Raw genomic sequence first — 11,958 nt, 5'->3', positions numbered from 1 at the left:
CCTCCGCCGCCGACGCCGCCGCCCGCGCCGCGCCGCCGGGTGGCACGGCACCGGGCCCGTCGTCGCCATCGTGGCGCGCACCGTGCTGGACGCCCTGGCCACTTCCCACCTGCGTCACGAGTGCCGCCAATGGGTACAGGACTGCCTGGTCTCGGTGCACAGCGACTCGGTGATCGTGGTGCTCGGTGGCGAATCCGCGGATGAGCAGGCCGATGCGGCGACCCGCCGGGCGCGGCTGGCCACCGCCGCCGACCGCATCGCCGCAGACTTGGACGGGGCGGTGGTGATCGGGCCGGTGGTCGACGGCGTGGCCCAGGCCGGCCGGTCCCTGCGTTCGGCCTTGGCGGGACTGCATGCCCTGCCCGGTTGGGCCGAGGCCCCCAATCCGGTCCGGGCCGATGACCTGCTGCCCGAGCGCCTCCTCGACGGCGACCCGCTCGCCGGCGAGCAGATTCAGACCCTGGTGACCCAGCCCCTGCGGGATATGGGGCCGCTCTACGAGGAGACCGTCGCCACCTACCTGGCACTGGGGCGCAGCCTGGAAATGACGGCCCGCACCCTGTTCGTCCACGCCAACACCGTCCGCTACCGGCTGGGGCGGGTCAGTAAGCAGATCGGTTGGGATGCCACCGACGCCCGCGACGGGCTGGTGCTGCACCTGGCCGTGATCGTCGGTAGCTCGCCGCCGGCCGCGCGCGCTGAACCGCTCAGACTCGGTCCAGCGCCACCCGTCCATCACGAACCATCAATCACCACCCAGGAGAACGCCATGTCCAACGCCCCCACCGACGTCCTCACCGCCGTCGCCGAAATCGTCGCCGAGGAGGCAGACGTGGACACCACTCTGGTTACGCCGGAGACCCGTTTCGCCGACGACCTCGACATCGACTCCCTGGGGCTGCTGACCATCGCCACTCAGGTGGAGGAGCGCTTCGGCGTCACACTCGACGATGCGCTCATCCCGACCGTGAAGACCGTCGGCGCACTCGTAGACCTGGTCAGCGCTCAGAAGCGCTGAGTGCCCCACCCGTAGCAACTCCCCCGAGCGATCCGTGTCGTACGCGTCGACCCTCGAGCCACGTGCCGTCGTCATCACCGGGCTGGGAACCACCAACCCGCTGGGCGGGGACGTGCCCAACACTTGGCGGGCGCTGCACGCCGGCCAGTCGGCGGTGCGTGCCCTGGACGCCGACTGGGCGGGCGACCTGCCGGTGCGGATTGCGGCACCGCTCGCCGTCGACCCCAACACTCAGCTGTCAACCCGGCAGCGGCGCCGACTGGACCGGTCCAGTCAGGCTGCACTGGTGGCCGCCCTGGAAGCGTGGGCGGATGCAGGCGCCCCTGTCGTAGACCCCGAACGCCTGGCGGTGTCGGTGTCACCGGGAATCGGACCCGTGCTGTCCGTTATGGGCGCCTGGGATGCCTTGCGTCAGCAGGGCCCGCGGCGGGTGGCGCCGACGGCGATCCCGGCCCTGATGCCCAATGCACCCGCCGCCACGGTGGGCCTGGAGCTGGGGGCCCGGGCCGGCGTGCACGCGCCCGTCTCGGCCTGCGCATCGGGAGCGGAGGCGATCGCCTACGGCACCGACCTGATTGCGCTGGGCCGGGCCGACGTCGTCGTCGCCGGGGGCACGGATGCCGCCCTGCACCCCATGGTGGTGGCGGCCTTCGCCGCCATGCGCGCCCTGTCGACCCGCAATGACGATCCTGCCACCGCCTCACGCCCATTCGCCGTGGATCGGGACGGCTTCGTGCTGGGTGAGGGCGCCGGCATGCTGGTGCTGGAGGCGGCCGAACATGCGGCCGCGCGGGAGGCACGAGTGCTGGCGGTACTGGCCGGCAGCGCCGTGACCGCCGACGGCTTCGACGCCGTGCGCCCCGAGCCAGGCGGCGTCCAGCAGGAGCGGGCGTTGCGCCTGGCATTGCGGCGCGCCGGCTTGGAGGCCGCACAAGTGGGACATGTGAACGCCCATGCCACCTCCACGCCCGCCGGCGACGCGGTGGAGGCGGCGGTGCTGGCGCGAACCGTTCCCGGCGCGGGTGTGTCGGCAACGAAGTCGCTCACCGGCCACTTGCTTGGCGGAGCTGGCGGCCTGGAGGCGGTGCTGACCGTGCTGGCGATGCAGGACCGGTGGCTGCCGCCGACGCTGCTGCCCGGCGGCATCGACCCGGCCATTGCGGCGCTCGGCCTGGACGTAGTAGGGCCGGGCGGTCGCGCGGCGCCAACGCTGGAGGCGGCCGTGAGCACCTCCTTCGGCTTCGGCGGCCACAATGTGGCGCTGGCCTTCACCCGCCTCTCCTAATCACCGAGATCGGTAGACGCTACGTGCCGAGGTCGGTCGATGTGGCGACGGCCCCCGGGGACAACGCCGCCCCGGGCGACCGGCACCTCAGCCGACTCGGTGCAGCCAGCGCACGGGCGCACCCGCGCCCGCGTAGCGGAAGGGCTCAAGCTCGTCGTCCCAGGCCTGGCCGAGCGCGAGGTCGAGCTGACGGCGCATGAGCGCGGGCTGGTCGGCGTGGGCGAGGGCGGCGCGCACGCGATCCTCGGGGACGACCACGTTGCCGTGCACGTCGGTTTGGGCGTGGAAGATGCCCAGGTCGGGGGTGTGCGACCAGCGTCCGCCGTCGTAACCGGGGGACGCCTCTTCGGTGACCTCGTAGCGGAGGTTCGCCCAGCCGCGCAGGGCGCTGGTTAGCTGGCGCCGGTGCCGACGCGCCCGACCCAGCTGGTCTCGGCGCGCATCATCCGGGTGCGGCCGGCTGGTCGGTCCACTCGAAGTGGACGCGACTGCCCAGCACCTCGGCCACGGCCCACTCGATATGCGGGCACAGCGCACGGGGTGCAGAGTGCACGAAAAGTACACCGCGGGTGTAGGCACCGTTCACGTGGATCGCCTCCTGGTTGTTCCGAGATTCGTCTTCCCCAACGTTCTCGAACCATCCGGGCGTTTCGCGTGAAGCACGCGGCGTGCGGTTTCATCATGCCAGAGCCGACGGCGCGACGCCAGCCGCCGGGCCGTGGCAGCGCTCCCGGCTCAGCCGCGCTCGGGACGTTTTGTCCGGGATCGGCATAAACGCCAGACTTGGGGGCCTGATCCGTTTACGCAGCCGCATGATTCCAACGACTGCTCCACCGCGTTCGGGCACGCAGAGTTCGTTCGTGCCGATCTGGGACATTTTCATCGCGCCGCGGGTCAGGGCGCAGAGGTTGCTTCTGCCGGCAGACGGCGCAGGCGATGGAAACGGGGACGGTTGGCGGCGTGCCGACGCAGGATCGGGCCGCTTGGTGCGTCAGGCTGCGAAGTAGTGTGGGGCGTCGTCGCCGTGGATTACTGTGCCCGGCTCTACCTCGCCTCCGACCGCCGCTACTGGTTCACCCACCACCTGCCGGAACTCGCCATGGTGGCACTGCCCATGCTGCGGCCGTTACGGCTGGTGCGACTATTGGCCCTGGTCGGCGTCCTGCAGCGCAGCGCCGGAACCGCCCTGCGGGGGCGTATCACCGCCTACACTGCGGGCAGCGTCTCCCTCCTCGCACTTGTGGCATCGCTCGCAGTATTAGATGCCGAACGCGGAGCACCGGGAGCCTCGATAACCGACTTTCCGGATGCGCTGTGGTGGTCGCTGGTCACCATCACCACTGTCGGACACGGCAATCTCGAGTTATTAGCGTGAGCGAGTTTGCTTGGGGTCGGGGTTTTGGTTGGTGTGGTGTGGGAGGGTCGGGGTGGTTGTGGTCTGGCGGGATAATCCGGGGCGGTGCTTGACTCTCGCGGGTGAACACGCTCCGGGCGGTGAGGACACGGCCCCCCACCGGCAAGGGCCCTGGCCGGTCTGCCATACCCCGATGAGAGGGGGAAGCCCGGCCACACCACCACTACACGCCCAGCAGCCGATGAACACCACGAACATCGGCCGCCGCGTCGCCTGATGCCGGGCCGCCTGCTCCTGCCTCCCCTCCCGGCCAGACCTGCATCCAGGCCTGCTTCTACTGCGCATCGACGCTGAACCGCCCCGAGTTTGGACCCCTTACCTCGGTTTGGACCGCCTACGTCGGTTTGGACCCCTTACGTCGGTTTGGACCGCCCACGCGGCACACCACGGCGGTCCAAACAGGGAACAGCGGTCCAAATAGACTTACGCGGTCAAAACAGGGGACAGCGATCCATACAGCGAAGGCCGGCAGCGGGCATCCCCACGACACGCCGGTCTAAAGCACCACGCTCGCACCGATAACCCACAGACCTACACGATCAGATCGTCACGCTCTCCCAGCAGCTTACGAAGCCACCTGTCGCGGTCGCGGGCACCACGGTTACCGAAGACGACAAAAGCCTCGCCGCTGCGGACGAGGCTTACGTTCAGCTCCCGCGGTTGGACTCGAACCAACAACCCTCCGATTAACAGTCGGATGCTCTGCCATTGAGCTACGCGGGATCGCGCTTGGCGCGGGAGGAACTTTAACAACTCACCGGCACACACGTCGAATCGAGACCCGCGCCAGGCGCGGCGCAATGTCGCCGGAAAGTCAGCCTGTGGGCAGTCCCACACCGTCGCGGACGCGCCGGAAGAGCGCCTCCAAGGCCGCGCGATCGGCAGCTTCCAGCCTCGAGTTCACGCGCGCCGGCAGGTTCGACGTCGTGTACAGCCTCCCGTCGACGTCGCGGCGCACGCTGACGGTCACCCGCCGACCACCCGGCAGCACGTCGGTGACCGCGTGCACCAGCGCGGACTCGACTCCCTGGCGCAGTGCACGTGCGAAGGGGGCGACGTCCACCGTCATGTCCCTCTCCCCGCGGCTCACCGTCTCGGTCACTACCAGCTCCAGTGGCGGTTGAGATTCGTCGGTCCAGCTCAGGATAAAGGTTGCCGTCTCGGCGTTCCAGCGGCCGTGCTCCACCTCGTGCCAGCCCCGATGCAGCTCCACGCCACCAGGTCCCACCACCGTCAGGAAGCGGACGGTGGCCACGGCCCAGCGGGAGTCGTCGTCGGCAAGTGGCACCGCCCCGAGCAGCGGACCGTCGTCGGGTACCAGTGCCGCCAGCGCGGACGGGAGCACGACCGGACGGCGCATCCGGCCGCCGATACCGGACAGCGTCTTGGACCGGGCAGCAGTTTTACGGAGACGGATCATGACGCTCAGGCTAGATGATTGGAGGGGTGCGAGACGCACCGCGGAACGTGCAAGGATGTGCCCATGGCTTACCGCGACATCCGCATTATCGGCGACCCGGTACTACGCACCGTGTGCGACCCGATCACCGACATCGACGACTCCGTCAAGTCACTGGTGGAGGACCTGCTCGAGACCGTCGACGAGGACGGCCGTGCGGGCCTGGCCGCCAACCAGATCGGCGTCAGCCTGCGCGCATTCTCCTGGCACATCGACGGCGAGATCGGCTACATCCTCAACCCACGGATCGTGGAGCTGTCCAAGGACGAATTCCAGGACGGCGAAGAGGGCTGCCTGTCGGTGCCCGGACTGTGGTACCCGACCGAACGCGCCTGGTATGCACGCGCCGAGGGCATCGACCTGGACGGCAAGAAGGTGGTCGTTGAGGGCGAGGAGCTCATGGGGCGTTGCATCCAGCACGAGTGCGACCACCTGGACGGCCACCTGTACCTGGACCGCCTGTCCCGCAAGAACCGGGCCAAGGCCATGCGGGAGCTGCGCGAACGCGGCCTGTGAATCCGGCCGCGGGCCCAGTCCGGCCTGGTCGACGGTCCCGACCCGTCGAACGCACCTCGGCTCAGGCCCCGCGGGCCATCTGCATGCGCCGGTTCTCCAGGCCCACGATCTCCTCGAACAGCTCCCGGTAGCCGTCCTCATCCGGCTCATGCGCCGCTGCCGGGAGCGCAGCTCCGTGAGCCGGCGGTTGATGCCGGTGCGGGCCAGTGACGACAGCACGCCGGAGGCGTAGCGCTCGAGTGCCTCGGGTTCCGGTTCGGCCTCGCGGTTGCCGCGCGGGGCGGGCAGCGGAAGCGGGGCGACGGCGAGTTCGGTCACCGCGGCAGCGACCGGTCCGATGGCGCCGGCACGCACCTGCTCCAGCCAGCGCGTCGTGGCGCGTTTGACCGCTGCGGGGCCGGCCAGCCCCGCAGCCTGCGCCTGCTGCATCAGGCCGTCCACCTCGGTGGCTCCCCCGGCCGCCTCGATCGCCTCGAATACGGCGCGGTGCACCGGCACCGAGAACGCCACCGCATTGATGTCGTCCGCGCCCACGCGGGCCGCCACCTGGGGCGCCTGCACGATGACCTCCAAGGCCTGGCGCTCCAGCTTCTCCACCGGGTCACTCACCGGCGGCAGGCCGGGCCGCTCGACCGGGCCGGTTCCGGCGAAGTCGTCGGGCGGTCCGAACTGACTGTTCTGCCCGTACTCCCCCGAGCCGCCGGCGCGCCCGCCGCGGCGCTCGTAGGCGCGCACGGCGCCGACCGCCTCGGACTCCGGCAGTCCCAGCCAACCGGCCAGGCGCCGGGTGTACTCGCGTTTGAGGGCACGGTCGCGAATACCGGCGACCACGGGTGCAGCCGAGCGCAGTCCCTGCACCCGGCCCTCGGCGGTGTCCAGATTGAGGTGGGACAAGGAGGCGCGAATGACGAACTCGAACAGGGGCACGCGCCGGCTCAGCAGGCGGGGGATGGCGTCCGGGCCCTCCTCCATGCGCAGGTCGCACGGGTCCAGGCCACGCGGCTCGACGGCGACGAAGGTCTGGGCGGCGAAGTGCTGGTCCTCCCCGTAGGCGCGCAGGGCGGCCTTCTGCCCGGCGGCGTCGCCGTCAAAGGTGAAGATGATCTCCCCGCCGCGGGCCCGGTTGCCGGCAATCACCCCGGCGGAGGGGTCGGCGGCGTCTCCGAGCAGGCGGCGCACGATGCGCACGTGGTCCGGGCCGAAGGCGGTGCCGCAGGTGGCCACGGCCGTGGGCACCCCGGACAGGTGGGCGGCCATTACGTCCGTGTAGCCCTCGACGACGACGATCTTGTGAGCGCGGGCGATCTCGGTCTTGGCCAGGTCCAGGCCGTAAAGGACCTGACCCTTGTGGTAGATGGCGGTCTCGGGGGTGTTGAGGTACTTGGGCACCGTCTTGTCCGCGTCCGACAGGCGCCGCCCGCCGAAGCCGACCGTGGCGCCGGTGACGTCCCGGATGGGCCACATCAGCCGGTCGCGGAAGCGGTCGTAGATGCGCCCGGAGTTGCCGCGCCCACAGAGCCCGGACTCCACCAGTTCCCGTTCGGTGAAACCGTGGGAGCGCAGCACGCCCGCCAGATTGTCCCAGCCCTCCGGGGCGTAGCCCACCCCGAAGTGGGCTGCGGCGTTGCGGTCGAAGCCACGGCCGGTCAGGAAGTCCCGCCCGGTCTGAGCGGCCGGAGTGGCCAACTGCTCCTGGAACCAGGACTCGGCCAGGCGGTTGGCCTCCAGCAGCCGCTGGCGGGTGCCGGGCTCGACGCCGCGCTTAACCGTCCCGCCCTCCTCGTAGCGCAGTTGCACACCCACGCGGCCGGCCAGGTACTCCACCGCCTCCGTGAAGGACAGGTGGTTGATCTTCTGCACGAAGTCAATGACGTCGCCGCCCTCGCCGCAGCCGAAGCAGTGCCACAGTCCCAGTTGGGGGCGGACGTTGAAGGACGGGGTGCGTTCGTCGTGAAAGGGGCACAAGCCCTTCAGGGAGCCCACTCCCCCGCTCTTGAGCGTGACGTGCTCGCCGACGACGTCCTCGATTTTGGCGCGCTCGCGCACCGCGTCGATGTCCTCGCGCTTGATCAGTCCCGCCATGTCCTCATCCTAGGCGAGCAAAGGGACCGCTCATACCGCGGAAAGCAAGCCGCACAGCCGCGCGTGCCAGGCCTGCGCGGAGGTGTCGGTCAGGGAGGCGAGCTGATCCACCACGGCCCGCAGGCGCCCGGCGTCGTCGGCGGCCTCATGCCAGGCGGCCGCGAAGATGGGCTCCAGGTGAGCGCCGTTGCTCTCGAGCAGGGCGTCGGCGAGATCGAACAGCTCGGTGCGCTGGCGCAGGTAGACGGGCTCGTGCTCGCGGGGCGCCATCACATAGCGCACCGCCGCACCCTTGAGCACCAGGATCTCGGCCGCGGTCTCCTCGGGGATGACCAGGTCGGCGTCGTAGCGGGTCAGGGGCCCTTCTCCGAAGACCTCCCGGGTGGCGCGGGCCACGGCGGACACGAAGCGGCCGATGAGCTGGCTGGTCAGGTTCTTCAGTCGTGCCGCATCCGCCAGCGCACCGGTGTAGCTGCGAATCCAGAACGGTTGTGCGGCCAGGCGTTCCCAGGCGGCGCCGAGTGCGTCGGCGCTCATGCCCCCGCCATACCAGGCGCGGGTGGCCTCGACGACGGTGGCGACCTCGGCGGCGTCCGCCAGCCGGGCGGGGTCCATCTTGAACAGGGCGATGGCGTCCTCGACGTCGTGCACCGAGTAACCGACGTCGTCGGAGAAGTCCATGACCTGGGCCTCCAGACAGCGACGGTTGACCGGCGCGCCGGTGCGCATCCACGCGAAGATCTCGCGGTCGTCGGGGTAGCAGCAGTACTTGACCGCGGAGCGGCCACCGGGACCACCCGGCCCCTCGCCCTTGGCCCACGGGTATTTGGCCACCGCGTCCAGGCTGGCGCGGGTGAGGTTCATCCCCACGCCGCGGCCGTGACCGTCCAGGGTCTTGGGCTCCAGACGGGTCAGGATGCGGAAGGTCTGGGCATTGCCCTCGAAGCCGCCGATGGACTCGGCCACCACGTTCAGGGCCTGCTCGCCGTTGTGCCCATAGGGAGGGTGCCCCAGATCGTGGGACAGGCAGGCGGCGTCGACGACGTCCGGGTCACACCCCAGTGCCTGCCCCAGCGCGCGCCCCACCTGGCGACCTCCAGGGAGTGAGTCAGCCGAGTGCGCACGAAGTCGTCCGCGGAGGGTCCCAGCACCTGGGTCTTGGCACCCAGCCGGCGCAGCCCGGAGGAGTGCAGCACCCGGGCGCGGTCGCGCTCGAAGGGGGTGCGCTGCGGGTTCTTGGGCGGTTCGGGCACGAAACGCGCCACATCTGCAGCGCCATAGCCCACCAGGTCACCGGTGTCCTCACCCATGGCGCCATCTGCCTCGGGCACGGCCGCGGTCGAGAAGTGCGGATGTGAGACGGACATGAGTCCAACGTATCGCAGGACGTGGCAGCGGCGTCCCTGGCAGCGGGTTACTATGAGTCACGCTCTAGCCGAAAGGCTTAGCAGGATGTCTTGTCATCGGGCAGCGCCCGTGCCCGCGCGGGCCCGGGTCAGCCCGCAGGTCCGGGGCACAACCCGGCGGAAGGGAGCCAGTTGCCGTGAGCACCACGACGACGCTCATCCACCGCGCATACACCGGCCCGGTCGAGTGGTGGCGTGACACGCTCGTATACGAGGTCGCCTCCCCCGAGCTGGGGGCAGAGCAGTTGGGTGCTCTGGGGAATGTCTGCGAGCATGTCGTGTCCCTCGCTTCGGGGCCGTACTGATACGCCCCTCCCGCCTCGTCACCGCCACCGACATGGACGGGTTTCGTCGCTTCGCCGAGCGCGCCCATGAGCAGGGGCTGCGCGTAATCGTGCGGATCTCCGGCGCGCTGGGGCCGGTGACCGGCCCCCACGCCCACGCGGCCAACCCGATTCTGGTCGGCGAGGAACGCGGTTTCGAAGGCCTAGTGGACAGGGCCGGCAGCTTCCTTGCCGCCGGCGCCGACGGCGTGGACCTGGGCACGATCATCCCGCCCGAGGTCTGGGACGAGTCGGATCTCCAGCGGCTCAGTGACTACTTCGCGCAAATGCAGTCCCTGCTGGCGCAGCACGTGCCCGACGGAACGCTCGGCGCCGACGTGTCCGCCAGCTACCCCGACGCCTGTTGCATCACCTGCAGGACGACTGGCTGCACCACCTGCGCGATGACCGACTCATGCTCTCGCGCTGGGACCCCGAATCAATTACCGACGCCATCACCGTTTCCCTGCGCGAGCACGACCGCTTCGGCGCCGCCCCCGCCTGGCGCTGCCTGCCCAGCTACCGACTGGTGGGCCAGACTAATCCCGGTGACGGGAGCCGCTGGTTCGAGACCGCTCCCGTCCCCGAGTTGCACCGGCGCGCAAAAGCATTGCAGGCGCTGGCACTGGCACTGCCGGGCTCCGTCTACCTGCGCCAGGGGGACGAGGTCGGTCTGCCCGACGCGGACAAGCCCACCGATCCGTTGGCCCTGGCCGAGCTGGTACACGCACGGGCCGCTTCCCAGGGCACCCAGTTCGGCTCGCCACTGGCCACGGTCCGCCACGCCACCTATGTGCGCCATGAGCACCATCTGGCCGCGGCGCCCTTCGCCTTCGTGCAGGGCCTGGACTGGTGTCCCCGGGACGTGCTGGCGGTGCTGGCGCGGGACGTGCTGGTGCTGGTCAACACCTCCACGCGGGCACTCATGCTGCCGCAGCATGCCGAGGTGTTGTTGTCATCCAGGTCGCTCGGACAAGATGGCGACAACCTGATCGTGCCGCCAGCGACGACGGTCTGGGCCGCCGCGGCTACTGTTGCCTAGGGCACTTTTTTGCAACAACTTTGCAGTTAGAGCCGCTTCTCCTTGCACGGCTTGCACTGGCGCGTTACATTTTTCGCTGTCACCCGTCAGATCCCATCCGATTCGAAGGAGAATCACGGTGTCCCTCAATCGCCGGTCGTTCCTCTCTATGACCGCTATCGCCACCACCCTTGCCGCCGCTGCCGCCTGTGGCTCCGACGACACCTCCACTGCCACGGCCGCCTCCGAGGCCCCAGTCGAGGCCACTGACGAGTCCACCGACGAGCAGGTCGTCCGCGACGCCAACGCCGACCTGGTCATCTGGACCGACGAGGTCAAGGCGGGCGCGCTCAAGGACAAGGCCCAGGAGTGGGGTGATGCCCAGGGCATCACCGTGGCGGTGCAGGTCGTAGCCGATGACCTGCAGGGTAACTTCATCGCGGCCAACCAGGCCGGCAACGGCCCGGACGTGGTCTGGCCGCCCACGACTGGATCGGCAACCTGGTCCAGAACGGCACCATCTCCCCCATTACCCTTGATTCCGCCGCCGAGGCCAACTACAGCGAGGTCGCCCTGAACGCAGTCACCTACGACGGCCAGTACTATGGCGTGCCCTACTGCGTGGAGACGCTGGGCCTGTTCGTGAATAAGGACCTCACCGACGTCACCGAGCCCGCCACCATTGAGGAGCTGGTCGCAGCCGGCCAGGCCTCCGGCGCCGACGTCGTGCTCTCCCTGCCCGTAGGCGAGTCCGGCGACGCCTACCACATGGAGCCGCTGTACACCTCCGGTGGCGGTTATCTGTTCGGCACCAAGGACGACGGCTCCCTCGACTCCACCGACGTCGGCGTCGGCGGCGAGGGCTCCATCGCCGCCGCGAAGAAGATCGGCGAGCTGGGCGAGCAGGGTGTGCTGGCCACCTCCGTCACCGGCGACAACGCCATCTCCCTGTTCACCGAGGGCAAGGCCGCCTATCTGATCTCCGGCCCCTGGGCACTGGGCGACATCAACACCGCCGGCATCAACTTCGAGCTGTCCAAGATCCCCGGCTTCGAGGGCATGGACGACGCCCGTCCCTTCGCCGGTGTCAATGCCTTCTACGTGGCTGCCAAGGGCGCCAACAAGGCCTTCGCGGAGACCTTCGTGGCCGACGTCGCCAAGGACTCCACCATCGCCGAGGCCATGTACGCCATCAACCCGCTGCCGCCGGTCCAGGAGGACCTGGCCAGCAAGCTGGAGTCGAGCGACGCCAACATGGTCAAGTTCATGGAGTTCGCGGAGAACGCCGACCCGATGCCGGCCATCCCCGAGATGTCCGCCATCTGGGGCCCGCTGGGTATGGCTGAGGCCAACATCGTCGGCGGTTCGGACCCCGAGTCCACCATGACCAGCGCCGGCGACGAGATCAAGTCCACGCTCGGACTGTGAATCACG

At 69.6% G+C, this 11,958-nt stretch carries 9 protein-coding genes, 1 tRNA gene and 3 pseudogenes; 8 read left to right on the top strand and 5 right to left on the bottom strand.

The features are described from left to right. Together BW737_RS11630 and BW737_RS11620 are read left to right on the top strand one after the other, a co-directional pair. Nucleotides 1–1,018, top strand: a 1,018-nt coding sequence (locus tag BW737_RS11630; RefSeq protein WP_420835747.1) for a helix-turn-helix domain-containing protein, incomplete at its 5' end; no start/stop codon positions are given. Between the two features lie 34 nt (nt 1,019–1,052). Beyond that, a complete protein-coding gene (locus tag BW737_RS11620; protein ID WP_257210777.1) occupies nt 1,053–2,303 on the top strand; it encodes a beta-ketoacyl-[acyl-carrier-protein] synthase family protein in 1,251 nt (416 codons plus the stop codon). A gap of 87 nt (nt 2,304–2,390) precedes the next feature. Here the strand turns inward: BW737_RS11620 and BW737_RS11615 are convergent. Then, nucleotides 2,391–2,889, bottom strand: a pseudogene (locus tag BW737_RS11615) (DUF3145 domain-containing protein). A 420-nt stretch (nt 2,890–3,309) separates the two neighbouring features. Between BW737_RS11615 and BW737_RS11610 the strand changes: the two are divergent. Continuing rightward, the gene (locus BW737_RS11610; RefSeq protein WP_086615173.1) at nt 3,310–3,678 is read left to right on the top strand and encodes an ion channel; all 369 of its coding nucleotides are present in this window, start codon (nt 3,310–3,312) and stop codon (nt 3,676–3,678) included. A 690-nt stretch (nt 3,679–4,368) separates the two neighbouring features. Here the strand turns inward: BW737_RS11610 and BW737_RS11605 are convergent. After that, nucleotides 4,369–4,440, bottom strand: a tRNA-Asn gene (locus BW737_RS11605). A 91-nt stretch (nt 4,441–4,531) separates the two neighbouring features. Then, nucleotides 4,532–5,137 carry a hypothetical protein gene (locus tag BW737_RS11600; RefSeq protein ID WP_143233379.1) on the bottom strand — a complete coding sequence of 202 codons (606 nt, stop codon included), beginning with the start codon at nt 5,135–5,137 and terminating at the stop codon, nt 4,532–4,534. A 63-nt stretch (nt 5,138–5,200) separates the two neighbouring features. Here BW737_RS11600 and def point away from each other — a divergent pair, with 63 nt between their 5' ends. After that, a complete protein-coding gene (def, locus tag BW737_RS11595; protein WP_086615171.1) occupies nt 5,201–5,692 on the top strand; it encodes a peptide deformylase in 492 nt (163 codons plus the stop codon). 61 nt (nt 5,693–5,753) lie between these two features. Here def and dnaG read toward each other — a convergent pair. Further along, nucleotides 5,754–7,774: pseudogene (gene dnaG / locus BW737_RS11590) on the bottom strand (DNA primase). Between the two features lie 30 nt (nt 7,775–7,804). Continuing rightward, nucleotides 7,805–9,084, bottom strand: a pseudogene (locus tag BW737_RS11585) (deoxyguanosinetriphosphate triphosphohydrolase). A gap of 233 nt (nt 9,085–9,317) precedes the next feature. Between BW737_RS11585 and BW737_RS18630 the strand changes: the two are divergent. From BW737_RS18630 to BW737_RS11575, 4 genes are all read left to right on the top strand, one after another. After that, a complete protein-coding gene (locus tag BW737_RS18630) occupies nt 9,318–9,485 on the top strand; it encodes a hypothetical protein (RefSeq protein WP_257210776.1) in 168 nt (55 codons plus the stop codon). Between the two features lie 382 nt (nt 9,486–9,867). After that, nucleotides 9,868–10,545 (top strand): alpha-amylase family protein, encoded by a 678-nt coding sequence (locus BW737_RS18625; RefSeq protein WP_257210775.1) that lies wholly within the window; start codon nt 9,868–9,870, stop codon nt 10,543–10,545. 118 nt (nt 10,546–10,663) lie between these two features. Further along, the gene (locus BW737_RS18620; protein WP_257210774.1) at nt 10,664–11,101 is read left to right on the top strand and encodes a type 2 periplasmic-binding domain-containing protein; all 438 of its coding nucleotides are present in this window, start codon (nt 10,664–10,666) and stop codon (nt 11,099–11,101) included. Next, nucleotides 10,999–11,952, top strand: coding sequence for a sugar ABC transporter substrate-binding protein (locus tag BW737_RS11575; protein ID WP_338063921.1), 954 nt, complete (start codon nt 10,999–11,001; stop codon nt 11,950–11,952). The genes BW737_RS18620 and BW737_RS11575 overlap by 103 nt, the downstream gene beginning before the upstream one ends. Nucleotides 11,953–11,958 lie beyond the last annotated feature (6 nt).

Source organism: Actinomyces ruminis (genome assembly GCF_002154335.2).
In the GTDB taxonomy this organism is placed as follows: domain Bacteria; phylum Actinomycetota; class Actinomycetes; order Actinomycetales; family Actinomycetaceae; genus Actinomyces; species Actinomyces ruminis.
The sequence above is the reverse complement of the archived record's forward strand: the minus strand, read 5'-3'. Positions and strand labels throughout refer to the sequence as shown.